Origin of the sequence: Collinsella sp. LCP21S3_D3, assembly GCF_052118305.1 — a bacterium.
Taxonomy (GTDB): domain Bacteria; phylum Actinomycetota; class Coriobacteriia; order Coriobacteriales; family Coriobacteriaceae; genus Collinsella.
The window spans coordinates 26,778-44,431 of record NZ_JBQKHK010000013.1; the positions used below are offsets into that span (position 1 = coordinate 26,778).

The 17,654-nt window shown below is 58.8% G+C and carries 14 protein-coding genes; all 14 read right to left on the reverse strand.

The features are described 5' to 3' along the window. Nucleotides 1-119: 119 nt before the first annotated feature. Nucleotides 120-1,049, reverse strand: coding sequence for a DNA-binding protein WhiA (gene whiA / locus ACTQ1S_RS06995; protein ID WP_441541200.1), 930 nt, complete (start codon nt 1,047-1,049; stop codon nt 120-122). Nucleotides 1,050-1,055: 6 nt separating this feature from the next. Further along, nucleotides 1,056-1,976, reverse strand: coding sequence for an RNase adapter RapZ (gene rapZ / locus ACTQ1S_RS07000; protein ID WP_427718645.1), 921 nt, complete (start codon nt 1,974-1,976; stop codon nt 1,056-1,058). A 99-nt stretch (nt 1,977-2,075) separates the two neighbouring features. Further along, entirely contained in the window at nt 2,076-2,762 is a 687-nt protein-coding gene (locus ACTQ1S_RS07005; RefSeq protein WP_154517496.1) for an N-acetylmannosamine-6-phosphate 2-epimerase, read from the reverse strand. Nucleotides 2,763-2,832: 70 nt separating this feature from the next. Continuing rightward, entirely contained in the window at nt 2,833-3,798 is a 966-nt protein-coding gene (locus ACTQ1S_RS07010; RefSeq protein WP_427728775.1) for an ROK family protein, read from the reverse strand. Nucleotides 3,799-3,968: 170 nt separating this feature from the next. Further along, complete coding sequence (locus ACTQ1S_RS07015; protein WP_427718650.1) at nt 3,969-4,889, reverse strand: dihydrodipicolinate synthase family protein; 921 nt, start codon at nt 4,887-4,889, stop codon at nt 3,969-3,971. A 68-nt stretch (nt 4,890-4,957) separates the two neighbouring features. Next, nucleotides 4,958-5,809, reverse strand: a complete 852-nt coding sequence (locus tag ACTQ1S_RS07020; RefSeq protein ID WP_441547368.1) for an acetylxylan esterase — start codon at nt 5,807-5,809, stop codon at nt 4,958-4,960. Continuing rightward, the gene (locus ACTQ1S_RS07025) at nt 5,802-6,779 is read right to left on the reverse strand and encodes an acetylxylan esterase (RefSeq protein WP_427718656.1); all 978 of its coding nucleotides are present in this window, start codon (nt 6,777-6,779) and stop codon (nt 5,802-5,804) included. Before ACTQ1S_RS07025 ends, ACTQ1S_RS07020 begins: the two co-directional genes overlap by 8 nt. Nucleotides 6,780-6,859: 80 nt before the next feature. Further along, entirely contained in the window at nt 6,860-7,687 is an 828-nt protein-coding gene (locus tag ACTQ1S_RS07030) for an ABC transporter ATP-binding protein (protein WP_154517508.1), read from the reverse strand. Then, complete coding sequence (locus tag ACTQ1S_RS07035) at nt 7,688-9,703, reverse strand: dipeptide/oligopeptide/nickel ABC transporter permease/ATP-binding protein (RefSeq protein WP_427728769.1); 2,016 nt, start codon at nt 9,701-9,703, stop codon at nt 7,688-7,690. Between the two features lie 3 nt (nt 9,704-9,706). Continuing rightward, on the reverse strand, nt 9,707-10,663 hold the full coding sequence (locus ACTQ1S_RS07040; RefSeq protein WP_441547369.1) for an ABC transporter permease: 957 nt from the start codon (nt 10,661-10,663) through the stop codon (nt 9,707-9,709). 157 nt (nt 10,664-10,820) lie between these two features. Beyond that, nucleotides 10,821-12,428 (reverse strand): ABC transporter substrate-binding protein, encoded by a 1,608-nt coding sequence (locus tag ACTQ1S_RS07045; protein ID WP_427718660.1) that lies wholly within the window; start codon nt 12,426-12,428, stop codon nt 10,821-10,823. A 364-nt stretch (nt 12,429-12,792) separates the two neighbouring features. After that, nucleotides 12,793-14,733 (reverse strand): excinuclease ABC subunit UvrC, encoded by a 1,941-nt coding sequence (gene uvrC, locus ACTQ1S_RS07050; protein ID WP_441547370.1) that lies wholly within the window; start codon nt 14,731-14,733, stop codon nt 12,793-12,795. 6 nt (nt 14,734-14,739) lie between these two features. After that, entirely contained in the window at nt 14,740-17,037 is a 2,298-nt protein-coding gene (murJ, locus tag ACTQ1S_RS07055; protein ID WP_441547371.1) for a murein biosynthesis integral membrane protein MurJ, read from the reverse strand. Nucleotides 17,038-17,040: 3 nt separating this feature from the next. Beyond that, nucleotides 17,041-17,541, reverse strand: a complete 501-nt coding sequence (gene ybaK / locus ACTQ1S_RS07060) for a Cys-tRNA(Pro) deacylase (protein ID WP_441083177.1) — start codon at nt 17,539-17,541, stop codon at nt 17,041-17,043. Nucleotides 17,542-17,654 lie beyond the last annotated feature (113 nt).

Sequence of the window (17,654 nt, forward strand, 5' to 3'; positions counted from 1 at the left end):
TATACCTTTTTTTTGACTTGAATTTCACGAGAATGCTCGAAATTGAAAATCAAATTTGCTTTAAAACGTTTTAAAGCATAAAACAGCAGTTCAAGTACTATATAAACTGCCGCTTTAAACTACTTGTTCGCTTCAATGAGCTTTTCAAGACGCAAAACACGGTGATATAGGGCCGACTTTGACAAAGGAGGGTCGGCCATCTCCCCCAAATCTCGCAGTGAGAGATCGGGATAGCGCTCACGTAAGTCACAAAAGGCCGCCAAGGCATCCGGGAGCACATCGCGCATGCCGCGTCGCTCAAGCTCCTCGATAAGCGCGAGCTGATGTTGGGCAGCGCCGGCGCTTCTCGTCTGGTTGGCCAGCTCAGCATTCACGCGACGATTTACGTCGTTTTTCACCAACTTGACCGCACGGGCTTCCTCGATTTCGGCAACGCTGCGCTTGGCACCAATCAATTTGAGCAAATGCTCAATCTCCTCGGCGCTCTTGATGTACACGGCATATGATCCTCGCCGGGCGTTGACGCGTGCATGAACCCCGACCTGCTCCAACAGGTCGCAAAGCCCCTTGGCGTATTGTTCGCCCTGCACCGCAATCTCCAGGTGAAAATCGCCACGCGGGTCTGCCACAAAGCCGCCGGCAATCAAAGCGCCGCGAATGTAGGCGAGCCTGCAGCAGGGCCGGGCGACGATATGGCGCGGCACACCGGCGACGAGCCCTCCCCTGCGGTCGAGAATGCCCAGCAGAACCAAAGCCTTATCGAGGTCGGGCTGGTCGGGCAAGGTGATGAGATAGTTTCGCACCTTATGCAAGACCGACTTGCGGACGGTAAACTCCGTTTTGAGCTTGAGGATGCGGTGCGTCAGCGTAATCATCGTGCGTGCAACGGCACCCGTCTCGGTCGCAACCGTCAAACGGTACCGACCAGAGCCCGCCAGCGAAAGCGTGCCACTCACACGTGTAAGAGCGGCAAGTGTCGACAGATCGCAATATTCACATTCGGGTTCGCAGCGCGCAAGCTCGTCACGCACCTCGGCGGTAAACGACATTCAAACCTATGCTTTCGTGTTGGCACGCGACAAGTCGCGGTGAGAAATGCTCACGTGATACTGAGCACCTTCCAGGTATCGGGCCGTAGCCTCTGCAATGGCAACGCTGCGGTGCTGGCCGCCCGTACAGCCGATGGCAATGGAAAGCTGCGGCTTGCCCTCCGCGATATAACCCGGCATGACCGTATCGAGCAACTGCGTCCAAACCTTCCAGAACTCCTGCGTCTTGGGATGGTCCAGGACAAAGTCGGAGACCTTCTTATCGAGGCCGGTCAACGTGCGCATCTCGGGGTCGTAGAATGGATTAGGCAGGAAGCGAACATCGATCATGATGTCTGCCTCGACGGGCATACCATGCTTAAAGCCAAATGAGAAGACGTGGACGTCCATGAGCTGCTGGTCGGACAGCTCTGAAAAAGCCGCACGCAGCTTATTGCGTAAAGCAGAGGTACGAAGGCGGCTCGTATCGATGATCATATCGGCTCGGTCGCGCACGCCCTGGAGTTGTAAACGCTCGCGCTGGATGGCGTCGGCCGTGGTCTCCCCCGGCTTCGCAATGGGATGGCGGCGGCGGTTTTCGCTGTAGCGGCGAATCAGCACCTCATCAGATGCATCGAGAAACACAATGTCACAGCTCATCTCGCGCTCTTCCAAGGCGGCAACGGCGTCAAGCAGCTCATCAAACAGGCCTTGGCTGCGAAGGTCACAGGTAACAGCAAGATGTCTACCCACACCCGTATTGATGCCAACAAGCTCTGCGAGCTGCGCAATCAGGCGCGGAGGCAGGTTGTCGATACAAAAATAGCCCATGTCCTCAAACACATGCATGGCTTGCGTTCGGCCCGATCCGGACATTCCGGTGATGATGACGATATCGGGAATGCGCTCCGTGCGCTCCGCCGCATCCATGGCATCTCCCTTTTGCATGTGTTGCCTCCTAAAATAAGCGCAGGACCCGGCCAGCGGATCCCGCGCGATCAATTGCCTTAGTTGAGTATACCGCCCCAAGCGGATACGGGGCCCGTCTTACGCCTCAAGCGCAGCCTTGAACCAACTCGTAATACTTGTGGGGTGCGTAATGGCAGTGCCAACGACAACGGCCCAGGCGCCGGCGTCAATCGCGGCGCGAGCCTCCTCGGGCGTATGCACACGACCCTCGCAAATAATGGGAAGACCGGGGAACTCCTCGGTTGCCTGGCGCAAAAGCGGCAGGTCGGGGCCGTCTGCCATGGTGCAATCGATGGCGGCGACGCCATGCGAAAGCGTAGTGGAAACCAAATCGAAGCCCATGTCGACCGCGCGGCGGATATCCTCGATCGTGGCGCAGTCCGCCATCAGAAGCACGCCCTCCTCGTGCAGCGGACGAAAAGTGTCCTCGAGCGACTTGCCATCGGGGCGCGGACGATCGGTGGCGTCAATCGCCACGATGTCAGCACCGGCAGCAACGCAGGCGCGGGCGTGACGCAGCGTCGGCGTGATGTAAACGCCCTCGTGTCCATCCTTCCACAGGCCGATAACAGGAACCTCACAACGACCCTTAATGGCAGCAATGTCGGCAAGGCCCTGGCAACGAATGGCGGCGGCGCCACCGAGTTCGCAAGCGCGAGACATTTGAGCCATGGTCTCGGGCGTACGAAGCGGCTCGCCCATATACGCCTGAACGCTCACGATGAGCTTACCCTTCAGGGATTGAATTAAAGGATCGACGGTCATAAGGCTATAACCTTTCTCAGAACAGCCTCCCGAGGCGTGTCGTCTCGGGAGGCTCCTACAGCAGATACGTTTACTTTAACGAGGCAAGAAGATGCTCGGCGGCACCGATAAGCGGTGCGTCGCCCTCCAGAGAACCGATGAGGATCGGCGTGTCCTGAAGCGGATCGAGCGCCTGGCTGGCATAGCCCTCGTGTACCGAATCCTTCCACGTCTGCGAACGCCAATCGGGTCCCTGGTGAATTACGCCACCCGAAAGCACGATGACCTCTGGATCCAGAATGTTGGCGAGCGAGCCCAAGCTAGCGCCCAATGCAAAGCCGGCATCGTGGATGACCTCGGTCGCCTTTGCGTCACCCGCGCGGCACAGGTCGTTCACGTCGCGGCCAACCGAGGGACGGCTGGGGTCAACGCGACCGAAGCGCTCGTCGTACATGCGCCCAATCGACGTACCCGAAGCCACCGACTCCAGATGGCCGGAACGCCCGCAGGCGCAGGGAATGCCGGCGGCAGCCGAGCACTCGATGTGGCCCATATGGCCGGCAGCACCATGGAAGCCCTGCATCACGCGGCCGTTCTCGACATATGCGCCTCCGATACCCGTACCGATGCCCAGACACAAGACGGAGAACTTGCCCTTGCCGACGCCCCAATGGGCCTCACCCAGAGCATGAGCCTGCACGTCGCCTACAACGGCAACGGGAAGACCGAGGTCCTCGCGCAGACGCGGCCCCAACTGAACGCCGGACCAGCCGGGCATGATCTCGTTGGCATACGCGATGGCGCCCGTCTTGGGATCGACGACGCCAGCGGCACCGATACCGACGCCAAGGACCTCGACATCGGGATTCGCCTCGAGAGCGGCCTTGATGGACGCCTCGATACGCTGGAAGACGGCCTCACCGCCCTCTTGGGCCTCGGTGGGAACCTCAGCCTCAAATACGGGATGGGGCACGCCGCCATCAGCCGGATATTCCATAATGGCGGTCGCAATCTTGGTGCCACCGATATCAACGGAGCAGATGTACTTGTTCTCCATGTCGCTCTCCTTAGGAGATAAAAACAACTACAGGAAATAAAGGCGGTGTTATCGCCGCAGCTTGCTAAAGGCTTCCCGAGTGCCCGGGGTTGGGGTGAAAGCGGTCGGGCATTGACCTAATGGGTCACGCTCGATCGCTTGAGCCCCAAGATCGGGTGCCCGGGAAAGCTTTACAGGAGACCGTTGTCCTGGAGGACCTTCCTAATCGCCTCGACGTTCTCGCCGGTCATGGCCTTCACCGGGCGCGGCATGGTCGGGCTGTCGAAAATGCCCATGAGGTTCATAGCGGTCTTGAAGGCGCCAACGCCACCGGCATAGCCCTGGACGCCCGAGGTGACGTCCCAGATGTGCGAAATCTCATTGAGGCGATCCTGCTCGGCTTTGACGGTAGCCCAGTCACCAGCCTGAGCGGCCTTCCACTGACGCACGTAGCCCTCGGGCTCAACGTTGGCGAGACCCGGGACAGAGCCGTCGGCGCCACCAAGGTAGGCACCGTCGACGACGACCTCATGGCCGGTGAGGATGCTCATCGGATGGCCGTTCTTCTCGTTCTCCTGAACGAGGTAGCGGAACGAGACGTCGTCACCCGAGGAATCCTTGACGCCAGCAAGGACGCCCTCGGCGCCGAGCTTTGCAAGGAGCTTCCAGGGGAGCTTGGTGTGAACGCACACGGGAATGTCATAGGCAAAGATGGGCAGGTCGAGCTCCTCGTGCAGGATGCGGAAATGCTCCTCGACCTCGGTCATGCCCTGCAGGGCATAGAACGGGCAGGTGGCGACGAGCGCATCGGCGCCCAGCTCCTGAGCAACCTTACCGTGCTCAATCATGCGCTCGGTCTCGGTATCGATGATGCCGACCAGAACAGGAACGCGGTGGTCGACGATTCGAACGGCCTCGGCGATGATCTGTCGACGACGCTCGTCGGTGGAGAAAACGACCTCACCCGAAGAGCCCAGGAAGAACAGGCCATCGACGCCGGCGTCGATCATGCGGTTGATGCTGCGCTCAAAGGAGGCAACGTCGAGCTGGTGATCTTCGGTATCGGGAACAACGACGGGAGGAATAACGCCGGTGAATTTCTGAGTTGCCACAAGAATCTCCTTAGTTGTCTGGCGGGTGGCCCTATGCCGCCCACTCTTGTTGGCAGTGTCCAGGCCGTCTAGGCCAAAGAACACAGGTAGAACACTTGGTTAAAGAAGTCGACGACTTCGTTTTCGAACGCATTGATGCGTTCGTGAGCATATTTGGCATAGATAATATGCCTCCGGTCACACTCAAGACCGTTGAATACGGCAAACTGGCCCTTGGGATCGCTCACGGCATCCATGAGCGATGTACCCATAAGTACCGATCCGCGCACCCGAGACGACAGCGCTTCGAGGCCGCCGGGAAGCGGATTGGCAACCGCCGTGCAGGCAAGGCCCCGCTCGTCTAGAGCAGAAACCGCCAGCGCGACTCCACCGCCAAGGCCCTCGCCCCATGCAAAGATGCGGTCGGGGTCCATGCCGTCAAGATTGCGCGCGACCTTTGCCATTGCACAGCCCCAGCGGACGCGTTCAACAAAAACGGGCGAGGTAACCCTCTGCTTCAGCTCGCTGAGCCCAATCACATCGTCGTCCAGCGCAAGCACGGCATATCCCATGGCGGCAAACCTCGTCATGTGATGCCATCCACGTACGGGTCGGTCGATGTCATGAAACATCAGGCATAGCGGCACAAGCTCGGATGCCCGGGCACAACCTGAGGGCTCAATCAAACGGCCGTGTACGACTTCCCCGGCAAGTTCAAAGGAAACCTCGGAGTAGCGCGCGCACGGATTGGCGAAATCAATCGCCGTGACAGTCAGTCCGCAAACCTCAAGGTCCGAAGCGGCTGCCTCCAACTCGGAAACATCCGCCAAGGCATCGCCGCGCCAATCACGGAAATCGGAGAGCCTTGACGAAACCGTCCCAGAGATCCCCGCAAGCTCGGGGTCAATCAGCTCATTGACATTGCTCTCGCACTTAGACATGAGCCTCCCCTTCCTTGCAGAAAAACGGAATGATCAGATCGTCAAAATCCTGAATCTCCTCGTGGCCAAAACCCTCAAAGAACTCATGGCGCTTCTCACAGGTCAGGTTGTTGTAGACCGCAAACTGCGTCGCCGGTGGACAGACGATATCAGCCGTTCCCGTGCCAAACAGCACGGGGCATTTGACCATGGGGGCAAAGTTCTTGGAATCGAAATACGCCAGCTTGGCATAGGCTTCGTCAATACGAGTCGAGTCCTCGTCAAACCAGCGAGACCAATAGCGCAGGCCCTCGTAGGCAATGTCGTCGGCATCCAAATCCCAGACCAGGCGGAAATCCGACAGGAAAGGATAGAGGATGGCGGCACGATTGATAAGCTCGCTGTTAAGCGCGCAGGTCGCAATGCCCAAGCCACCGCCCTGCGACGCACCGTTCACAAAAACACGGGCAAGATCGATGCCCTCGAGCTCGCGAACAATGCGGCACAGAATGCGGATATCCTGATGCAAGCGTACGTAGTAGAGATTGGCCGGGTCGCCGTCGATACCGGCAACGATATGCCCGGCAACCGTTGTGCCTTCAAATCCACCAATATCCTCGGAGGGGCCACCCTGACCGGGGCAGTCGAGGGCGACAAGCGCCATGCCCATACCCGCAAACGATGCCTGCTCGAACCAGCTGCGGCTTGCGCCCGGATAGCCGTGGAACTGTAGCACCAGCGGCACGGACTCGTCCGAAACCGGCTTGAGATACTTGGCATGCAGGCGGGCGCCACACATGCCCGTATACCAGAGGTCAAAAAACTGGCAGGTCGCAGTATCGGCAATCGATGCCGCCTCGACCGAATAGTCGATCTCGACGGCGTCAGCCTCGGCCATGCGGTCGTTCCAAAAGAGATCGAAATCTGATGGACGAGGCATGGCGCCCCGATAACCACCAAATTGCTGTTGTAGCTCCTGAGCGCTTGGCATGGCTCGTGAACCCAACCTTTCGAAATCGCAACGAAGGTGCGCCCGGCAAGGGAGCCGGGCGCACAGGAGGGAAAGCGAACCTACTCGCCAAGCTTGGGGTGCAGCAGCGACGGCGCAGCACCGAGCAGCATCTTGGTGTAGGGGTCCTGCGGGTTCTGGAAGACCTGCTTGGCCTCGCCCTGCTCGACGATCTTGCCGCCGTTCATGACGATGATGTCGTCAGAGATGTAGCGGACCGTCTGGATGTCATGGCTAATGAACACCATGGCCAGGCCGAGCTCCTTCTTAAGATCGGTCAACAGGTTGAGGATCTGCGCGCGGACCGAAACGTCCAGAGCCGAGGTGGGCTCGTCGGCGATGATGGCGTCAGGGTTCAACGACAGGGCACGGGCAATTGCCACGCGCTGGCGCTGACCGCCCGAAAGCTGGCCGGGAAGAACCTCGGCGGCAGAGCTGGGCAGACCGGTGAGTTCCAGGAGTTCCTTAACGCGCTTCTCCTGCTCGGCCTCGGTACCCAGGTTGTGGACGCGCATGGGATCGAGCAGCTGCTCACGAACGACCATGCGAGGGTTGAGTGCCGTCGCGGGGTTCTGGAACACGACCGAGATGACGCGGCCCATGTGACGACGATCCTCGGCAGTACGCTTGGTGACGTCCTTGCCCTTAAAGTAGACCTTGCCACTCGTGGGGGCCTGCAGGCCGCACATGACATTAGCAGTGGTGGACTTGCCGCAACCGGACTCGCCGACGATGCCGATCGTCTGACCGGGCATGAGCTTAATGGTCACGCCTTGGACGGCATGAACCAGATTGGGGTGCAGGATCGAACCGGTACGGGTCCTAAAGGTGACGTGGACATCGTCAAGGAAGATAATCGGCTCGACGCCGTTGACCGCAGTCTCGCTCATCTACATCACCTCCGCATGAGGGGTCAAACCATTTGCCTTGAGCACCTCATCGGGGAGCTCGGAATAGAAGTGCTCGGTGCCGGGCACGCGCTTGAAGACCGGACGGGTGTCCAGGCCGATGTGCGGATGGCTTGAGCGGGGCGCGAAGCGATCGCCCTTGGGGAAATCGCGCGGGCTGGGGACGGCGCCGGGTACCTGGTGCAGGCGGCCCGAACCGCTCTCGATGGACAGAACGGAACCCAGAAGACCGCGGGTGTACTCGTGAATCGGGTTGGTGAGCAGCTCCTTGGTGGGCGCCTGCTCGATAACCTGACCGGCGTACATAACCGTGATGTTATGGGCGACCTCGGCGACCAACGCCAGGTCATGCGAAACGAAGATCATGGCAAAGCCGAGCTTGGCCTGAAGATCGTTGAGCAGCTTAATGACCTGCTTTTGGACGGTAACGTCCAGAGCGGTCGTGGGCTCGTCGCAGATGACCAGCTTGGGGTCGCGGGTAAGGGCCATAGCGATCAGAACGCGCTGACGCTGTCCACCGGAAAGCTCGTGCGGATAGCTCTCGAGCGTGCGCTTGGGATCGAGGCCGACGAGCTCCAGGAGCTCCTCGGCGCTGCGGGTGCCGCCGCGCTTGGTGAGCTGCTTCATCTGGGCGGAGATGAGCATAGAGGGGTTGAGCGAGGACAGGGCGTCCTGATAGACCATGGCGATATCGGTACCGCGCAGGCCGAACCACTCCTTCTTGCTCATCTTGAGCAGGTCACGACCCTCCCAGAGGACCTCGCCGGAAAGATGCTCGTCCTCATCGGTCAGGCCCATGATGGCCAGCGTGGTGATGGACTTACCGCAGCCGGACTCGCCTACCAGGCCCATGGTCTGGCCGGGACGGACGTCAAAGTTGACATGGTCGACGACGTTGATATCACCGTGGTGCTCAAACTGGATGCAGAAATCGCGGACCGAAAGAATCGGCTCAACGGACTCATCGGGCACATGGCGGTCGTTACGCTTGAGCTCGACATCGCGCAGGGCTCCAAGACGGGCGGACAGGGACTGGGCCTGCTCCTTGTAGGCGCGAACGGGGTCGGAGACCAGCAGGTCGGCCTCGCGGCGCTTGGAGGAATCGGTCGGATCCAGAGCGGCGGAAGGAGCAGCGGCCATAGCGTCGGTAATGCCCTCGGAGAGGATGTTGAGCGCCAGGCAGGTGATCATGATGGCCAGACCCGGGAACAGCGCCTGCCACCAACGACCGGCGAGCACGCCACCGCGGGCGTCGGCGAGGATGTTGCCCCACGTAGCAGTGGGCTCCTGGATGCCAGCGCCGATAAAGGTCAGCGAAGCCTCGAAGATGATGGCGTCGGCGACCAGGGTGACGGTGAAGACCATGATCGGGGCAATGCAGTTACGAAGAACGTGCTTGATCAGAATCCACGGAGCCTTGGCGCCGGAGACGATGACCGCGCGGACATAGTCCTCACCGTACTCGGATACGATGTTGGCACGCACGATACGGGCGATCTGCGGGGTGTACATAAAGCCGATCGCAAAGATAATCGACGGCACGGAGTTGCCCAGGATGGAAACGAAGACGGCTGCGAGGGCGATACCCGGGACAGACATGATGATGTCCAGGATGCGCATAATCGTCTCGGAGACGGCCTTGCGCGAAACCGCAGCAAGAGCACCGACAACGGAGCCACAGACCAGAGCCATAGCGGTAGCACCAAAGCCGATGATCAGCGAGTAACGGCCACCGTAGAGCATACGCGAAAGGATGTCACGGCCCTTGTCGTCGGTTCCGAAGATAAACCCGTTGCCGGGAGCCTGGCGAGCCGTAAAGATCTCGACCGGGCTATAGGGGGCAAGAACGGGGGCAAGAATCGCAGTCAGGGCGACCAGCACCAGCACGATGGCGGCAATCTTAGAAGATAACGTCATCTTCTTCCAGCCACCGAGCTTGAGCCCCTTGGAGGCAGCCTTCTCGAGCTGCTCGGTTTGCTTCTCTCGAATCTTTACCATAATCTACACCGTCCTGATGCGCGGGTTGATGAGCAGGTAGAGCATGTCAACCACGATGTTGATGATGATGAAGGCAAGAGCAACGACGATGACGACGCCCTGAACCAGGTTCGCCTCGTTGCCCTGAACGCCCTGCAGGATCGCAGTACCCATGCCGGGGAGGTTGAAGATGACCTCGATGACGACGGCGCCGCCCATGAGATAGCCAATCTTAAGACCGAGGGTGGTGACCGGGGTGATCAGCGCGTTGCGAAGAACGTTGATGCCGACGACGACCTTCTCGGGAACGCCGGCGCCGCGAGCCATACGGACATAGTCCTTGTCGAGCTCCTCGACCATGGCGGTACGCACGATACGAGTCATCTGACCCGTCAGCGGAAATGCCAAGGCGATGGCGGGCATGATCATGCGTCCCAGATAGCCAGCCGGATTCGTGGTGAAGTGCGGCAGGGCACCCGATGCCGGGAGTACCTTAAGGTAGGAAGAGAACAGCAGGATCAACAGAACGGCAAGCCAGAACGACGGGGTTGCCAAGCCGGCGATGGAAAAGACGCGGATCACTTGGTCCGGCCATTTATCGCGATACAGTGCCGCGATGACGCCGAGCAAAAACGATACGACCGCACCGATGGCAAGACCGATGAAGGTCAGCTGCATCGTGACGGGTAGGGCCGTGGAGATTCGCTTGGAAACGGAGTTGCGAGCAGCACCATAGGTGCCCATGTCGCCATGGATCAAATTGCCCATATAGCGCACGTAGCGCACGGGCCAGGGGTCGTCCAGACCATACTTCTCATGGTACTCGGCAACCGCCTCGGGCGAGGCACCGTCACCCAACGCCGTGTAGGCGGGGTCGGTCTTGGAGAACGACATAAGGAAGAACACCAGGACGGTGACGCCCAATGCCATGATCGGCAGCGCCACGAGACGCCTTCCAATCAAACGTAGAAAGTTGTTCACGTTCTCTCCCCTTTCTTTTGTCGGTAGGACCAACTGGTATATGAGTACGGACACTCATTACAAGACCCGAGCGACATCGTTGCCGCCCGGGTCTTTGTTTCAACTATGAGGATACGGTCCCAACGGCCGACATCCTGCATATAGACTCAAGCGAGTCTTACGCCTTGACGGTCGCGACACCCTTAAAGGACATGCTCGTCGTGCCGATGCCCTTGAAGCCATCGAGGGCCTCGCCGTTGGGCGCAGTGGACGGGTCGTTCCAGGAAGCGGAGACGGTCTTAACGTGGACAACGGGGTACAGAACGGCGTTGTCGGCGATGATGTCGAAGCACTCGTTCCACTTCTTCTGCTGCTCGTCGCCCTCGGCGGCAAGAGCCTCGTCCATAAGGCCGTGGAGCTTCTGCCACTCAGCGGACTCCTTCCACGGGCAACGGGTCTGCATCCAGACGTTGTCGCCGTACCACCAGTTGAGCAGCAGGTCGGGGTCTGCGCCGAAGCAGGAAGGATCGCCAGGGGCAAGGAGGATATCGTAGGCCTCGCCGCCGTCGATGGCAGCATAGGTGGCCGGCGAGGTATCGGTCTGGATGGTCACATCGAAGCCGAGAGCGTCGAGGTCGTTCTTGACCTGGGCAGCCATACCCTTGATCTGCTCGTTATCAGTGGTGCGCAGGGTAATGGCGCCCGGGGTGATACCGGACTCCTCGATAAGCTTCTTGGCCTTCTTGGCATCGGTCTTGTACACCGTGGAGGCCTCATGATAGTTGGTGAAGCTCTTGGGCAGGTAGCAGCTGGCAGCGGTAGCAAGGCCGGCGAAGGTGTTGCTGATCATCTTCTCGGTGTCGAGCGCATACATGACAGCCTGACGGACCTTGACGTCGTTCCAAGGCTCCTTGGCGACGTTGAACATGATGAAGCGGGTGCCGAAGCCCTGGACGTTGTCGATCTTGCAGCCGGCGCCCTCGAGCTGGTCGACGGCGTCAGCGGTAACGAGCTCCATGACGAGCGTGGAGCCTTCCTGCTGAGCGGTGACGCGAGCGGTGGGGTCGGTCAGGATGCTGTACTGGATCTTCTTATCCTCGGCAGCATACTCACCGTTGTACTCGGGGTTGGGAACCAGGGTGATCTCGGTATCGGAGATAGAATCGTACATCCAGGGGCCGGAGCCGATCGGCTGCTTGGCGCGATCCTCCTCGCTCTGGGCGGCAGGAGTAACGCGAATGATGGCCAGACGATCCTTGAGCAGGGAGAAGTTGGGGACCTTGGTCTTGACCGTCACGGTGCTGGCATCCTTGGCCTCGATGGACTCGAAAGGCTGGAAGAACGGAGCGTAGGTGGCAGAAGCGGCGCAAGCGGTGTAGGAGGCGACGACGTCGTCAGCGGTAACCTCGGTGCCATCGGAGAATTTGGCGCCCTTGCGGATGGTGACCTCGAAGGTGGTGTCGTCCACGGACTTGGGATCATCGGTGGCGAGCTCGTTGAAAGTGCTGTAGTCGTGGTAATCGATGCCGTAGAGGCCCTCGACGACGTGCCAGTTAGCGCCCAGGCCCACGGCGGAGCCAGTGCTGGCGGGGTCGAAGCTGGACGGAGCGTAAGCGGAACCGGCAGTGATCACGCCGCCGCCACGGTTGGCGGAATCGGCGGGAGCGGAACCCTCGTCGCTAGAGCTGCCACCGCAGCCAGTGAGACCAAAGCCGGCGACAGCAGCGACGCTGCCGGTGAGGCCGAGGAACGAACGCCTGGACATACCCTTATTGATGATGGCCATGTCTTCTCCTATCAATAGAGAATCTTACCCGGGAGCACCTAAACTTGCCCCCGCGCAACTTGCGGACGATATATACCTTACCTACCGACAAACCCAACTGAGGTGCCGCGCTCGGCGACCGATACATACATACGCTTGAACGGTATTTACTACCGTTCACCGAATTCGTTGACAAACGATACAGCAGACAGTATGTATCGGCGAGGTGAGATATCAGTCTTCGTCAACCCGCAGGATAGCAGGGTTTTCGCTTGGGTTAGTCAAACGTTTTAGCGTTAATAAAACCCGAAACCTGCAGGCAATCATGGCGAAATAAATGGTTGAAAATCGCGCAATCATGTATATCAGTTGTTTATGCTCGTGTTTAGCTATCGGAATGGCCAGCCGCGGCCTCGGCGCGCTCGGCATTCCATGCAACGAGCGCCTCGTGGACCGCCTTGGCAACATCGGCAGGTATGCCGCGAACTTCCGCGATCTCTTGCTCACTCGCCGCGCGCAACCGCTTCATCGAGCCAAAATGGCGCATAATTGCACGTTTTCTAGTGGGTCCCACGCCTGGAACGTCATCGAGTACCGAAACCGTCATGGCTTTATCGCGCAACTCACGATGGAACGTGATGGCAAAACGGTGCGATTCGTCGCGCACCTGCTTGATGAGATAGAGCGACGCAGACCCGGTCGGAAGTACGACAGGAGTCTCGTCCCAAGGCACGAAAACTTCCTCATCGGCCTTTGCCAAACCACAAACTGGTATATCGAGCCCAAGGGCCTCAAGTTGCTTAATTGCAGCCGTCAATTGCGGCTTGCCGCCGTCGACAACGAGCAAATCGGGGCGCGAGCCAAAACGTTCGTCGCCCATCCGCTCGGGAGCATAGCGACGCCCCAAAACCTCGGACATCGAAACGAAGTCGTTCGCCTCGTCCAATTCGGCCTGGATTTTAAAGCGGCGGTACTGGCTCTTGTCGGCGTGGCCGTTGGTAAACACCACCATCGAGGCGACCGTAAAGGTGCCATGAAGCGTAGAGATATCGAAGCACTCGATTCGCATTGGCGGCGCAGGTAGCGCCAAGGCGCTCTCAAGCTCCAGGAGCGCTCGATTGGTGCGATCGTCGGCGTATCCCGTGCGCATCATATAACGCATGAGGGCATGACGCGCATTTTTAGATGCCATATCGAGCAACCGGTGTTTTTCGCCGCGCTGAGGCCTATGGAGATGACAGGAACGCTCGCGCTTGTCCGAAAGCCACTCCCCTAGCGCCTCCGCATCCTCAAGCTCGACGGAAAGGTTCACCTCGGCTGGAATATCAGCCGTCTCGTCGTAATAGCGCTTGAGAAAGCCCGACTGAAGCTCCTCTTCATCGACATCCAGGCCCTTATCGAGAATGAACTCACAGGTTCGAACCGTTCGCCCCTCGCGCACAACAAACACGCAGGCGGCCGAAATGGTCTCTTCTCGATAGAAACCAATCACATCGAGATCGACACTCGACGGAAAAACGACCTGCTGTCGGTCGTCCAGGCCCCTAATAACTTCCAAGCGACGCTTGACGCGCGCCGCCCGCTCAAAATCGAGCGCTCCAGCGGCGTCCGTCATCTCGGATGTAAGCTCATCAACGACATCTTTACGATGGCCCGACAAAAATCGCTCGACGCGTTTAACGTTTTTAGCATAGTCGGCTGGAGAGATCGCACCGACGCATGCCCCCGGGCCGCGGCCAACATGGAAGTCAAAGCAGGGACGCCCGTTTTGAGCGCAAATCATATTGACGATATCTTCTTCGCCCTTGTGGGACTCGACGATACGGCGGCATCGACGCCATTCCGCACAAGAAGCCGAGCAGATCGGGATTACCTTGCGCAGCGTATCAATGGTCTCGCGCGCCGCGCGGCTGTCGGTGTAGGGACCAAAATAACGCGTTCCCGGCTTATGACGCTCACGAGTATATTTAATAGCTGGGAACAGATCGCTCTTGGTGATAGCGATAAAGGGATAGCTCTTATCGTCCTTAAGGTCGACATTAAAGTACGGATGGTATTGACCGATCAGGTTGCGCTCGAGCACCAGCGCCTCGTGCTCGTTCTCGACAACGATATAGTCAAAGCTCGCAACCAGCTGCATCATCAGTGGAATCTTTTGGCGCTCGTCCTGCAGCGTCACATATTGACGCATGCGCGAGCGCAGATTTTTAGCCTTGCCAACGTAAATGACATCGCCCTTGGCATCTTTCCAAAGGTAGCAGCCAGGCTGTATGGGCACACGCGAAACCTGTTCGGCAAGCGTTGGAATGTTGTCATGACCTGCCACGATTGCCTACCTGCGGCGAAGAAGCGCGGAGACCTCAGGCATCTTTAGAAGGACGGCAAGGCCAAAAGTCACGGCAAGTGAAACCATGCCCGCGATGCAAACATAGCCCAAGGTAATAAGAATCGATCCGCCAAGCGCTCCGACAAAACTCTCGAGCGCCCACAAAACGCCGGCACCCGCTGCGGCACCCAGGCCGCCGAGCAAAAGGCCATAGAAGCAGCCGTGCAGAATAGATTTAACCTGAAGACCCTGCAGACGACGACGCAGCCACCACAGCGAACAGCCGACCAGAATCACATAGTCGACAACATACGACATCGCAATCGCAGGCATGCCATAGCCCAGCACCACACCAAACAGCAGAACCGAACCAGCCTGACCGATGGCAGAGTATAGGCAATAGCGACTATAGGGCTTCATGTCGAGCAGCGCCGAGAAGCTCTTCTGCATCAACACGACCACGCCGTAGAGCGGCAGGGAGAGCGCCAGATAAACCAGAAACTCGGACACAAGCGCCACACCCGACTCGTCGAACTTGCCGGCGCAATAAATCATGTTGAGCGGACGGGCAAACACCATGAGATATAGCGCGAAAGGAATCAGGAAGAAGAGCATCTGGGCCACGCCGCGCGAGATACCAGCGCGCACGCTGTCATAATCCTTTTCCTGGGCATCGTGCGAAAGCTCGGTATAAAGCGCCGTCGAGAGCGAGGCGGCTATCAAGGCATAAGGCAGTGTGTACCAAAGGCGCGCATAGGCAATTACAGAAGGACCGGTCTCGGGCTGCACCACCAGCGCGGCTGCGTTGGTAATGGAAGTCGACACGAACATGCATACCGTAGCGAGCAACGTCGGGACGCCGAGCGCGAGCGTCTGTCGCAGTGCAGGATCCTTAAAGTCGATATGAATATGAGGCCGGACACCATGCTTACCGAGTGCGGGAATCTGGCACGCCATCTGGACAAAAACGCCAAGCGTCGTGCCGAGCGAAATCAAAACGACGCCCGCCTGCTCACCAAAGCAGGCAGATACGGGAGCGAAGCCCATAAAACTCGCAATGACAATCACATTGTTGAGTACCGGGGCGAACGTCGACCAAAAGTAGTCACGATGCGCGTTAAGAACGCCCGAGAACACCGAGCCCAAGCCGTAGAACAAAATCTGAATGGCAAAGAAACGGAACATGAATGCAGCGGTATCCATGCTTCCGCCATCGCCCGAAAGGAACGACTGCGTCCAGATAAAGCCCGGAGCAAACACGGTGCCCAACACCGAAATGCCGCCCAGCAGCAAAAGCAGGATGCCGAGCAGATTACCTACGTATTCGTTTGAGGCGTCGCGACCCTGCTCACGACGCACGCCCATGTACACCGGCAAAAAGGCGGTAACCAACATACCGCCCATCACGAGCTCATAGAGCATATTGGGCAGGTTGTTGGCGACCTGATAGGAAGACGAGAGCAGCGACATGCCGATGGCGGCAGCCATAGCCCAAGTACGGATAAACCCGGTGACGCGCGACACGATGGTCAGTGCAGTCATGAGGCCGGCAGAACGGCCAACCGTAGAGTAGTCCGACGAGCCCATATCATCTACGTCGTCCTGTGATTGGGGGCTGACTTCAGTGTGTTGTCGAGAATCAACCTCGATATCAGGGTCATCGATTATCGCGAAGGGGTCGTCGACCAAAACGGCATCATCGGCAGAAAAAGCTCCGTCAACAGGCGTGACATCGCTGCCAAACGAAGCGTCATCGTTAGCTACGGCATTATTACCAAACACCGTGTCAACTTCCCTGGCGGCAGCGGTTCGACCAGAAAACGACAATAGATCCCAATCATCGTCCTCAACAGCAACGCCCTCGACCGGATCGGTCGAGCCGAGCGGTGACCACTCGTCATCCAAAAGCAACTGCTCGCCATCACCGTCGGTTGCAGGCCTCGCGGGACGATCGGCTGGGACACCCTGCAGTGCGCCCTTTCCCTGAGCCGCCATCAAAAACACCGCCGTCTCATCGGGACGCGGCGCACGAGACGCCCCGGCGTCAGGCATCCGTCCGGCACGGGATTGAGCCGCGGCCAAAAACACCGCCGTCTCATCGGGACGAGCCGAAGAGAGAATCGTACGGGGAGGCACCGTACCGGCACCGGCGGCACGCAAATACACAGCTGTCTCCCCTGGATCTGCAGCAACGGACCAAGCGTTTCGAATCTGGTCATCGACCGAAGAAGCCTCAGGCGCGGGCGTCTGAGAAGCCGAACCCTTTGCAAAGTGAGCTCCGCGCTTCGATTCTTCCTGCGGCATCGCTCAGTCCTCTCTCGTGATCGGGGCAACCGTCGCCCTGCAAAATGCAACTAAGTCGTCGGGGGCAAGCTCAAGTTGATAGCCACGCTTACCGCCTGAGATAAAAATGGTATCCCAAAGGACGCATGTCTCATCGATCAGCGTCCGAAAGCGTTTTTTCATGCCGACTGGACTGCAGCCGCCCCGGACATACCCCGTCGCGGCAAGCAAGTCCTTGACATGCATCATGGTCAGCGACTTTTCACCAGCGGCGCGCGCGGCGGCCTTTAGGTCAAGCTCGTCGGCAACGGGAATACAGCACACAACGTGTTCGTTGGACGGCGTCACGCAAACCAAGGTCTTAAACCCCTGGCCAGGCTCCTCGCCAAGTTGTTCCAAAATTGCGACGCCTAAACCCACCGACTCATCGCCATCGTCTTCATACGTATGGAGAATATAGGAGATGCCGGCGTTTTCCAGCTCGCGCATCGCATTGGTTTTCGGCGTCTTTGCAGCCTTTGCCATGGCATGTCCCTTCCCTCGCATTCGAACGTAACGCCTAAGTATATGTCCAATTTAGCCGCATACGTCATCTCGACACACAGAAGCGCCACCGAATCGAAAGGAATCGGTGGCGC

Bases quoted from the DNA above. Each gene is read 5' to 3' on its own strand.
- ACTQ1S_RS07045 (WP_427718660.1), bottom strand. From the start codon at position 12,428: ATGGCCATCATCAATAAGGGTATGTCCAGGCGTTCGTTCCTCGGCCTC.
- ybaK (WP_441083177.1), bottom strand. From the start codon at position 17,541: ATGGCAAAGGCTGCAAAGACGCCGAAAACCAATGCGATGCGCGAGCTG.
- ACTQ1S_RS07010 (WP_427728775.1), bottom strand. From the start codon at position 3,798: ATGGAGAACAAGTACATCTGCTCCGTTGATATCGGTGGCACCAAGATT.
- rapZ (WP_427718645.1), bottom strand. From the start codon at position 1,976: ATGCAAAAGGGAGATGCCATGGATGCGGCGGAGCGCACGGAGCGCATT.
- whiA (WP_441541200.1), bottom strand. From the start codon at position 1,049: ATGTCGTTTACCGCCGAGGTGCGTGACGAGCTTGCGCGCTGCGAACCC.
- ACTQ1S_RS07005 (WP_154517496.1), bottom strand. From the start codon at position 2,762: ATGACCGTCGATCCTTTAATTCAATCCCTGAAGGGTAAGCTCATCGTG.
- murJ (WP_441547371.1), bottom strand. From the start codon at position 17,037: ATGCCGCAGGAAGAATCGAAGCGCGGAGCTCACTTTGCAAAGGGTTCG.
- ACTQ1S_RS07030 (WP_154517508.1), bottom strand. From the start codon at position 7,687: ATGAGCGAGACTGCGGTCAACGGCGTCGAGCCGATTATCTTCCTTGAC.
- ACTQ1S_RS07020 (WP_441547368.1), bottom strand. From the start codon at position 5,809: ATGTCTAAGTGCGAGAGCAATGTCAATGAGCTGATTGACCCCGAGCTT.
- ACTQ1S_RS07025 (WP_427718656.1), bottom strand. From the start codon at position 6,779: ATGCCAAGCGCTCAGGAGCTACAACAGCAATTTGGTGGTTATCGGGGC.
- ACTQ1S_RS07035 (WP_427728769.1), bottom strand. From the start codon at position 9,703: ATGGTAAAGATTCGAGAGAAGCAAACCGAGCAGCTCGAGAAGGCTGCC.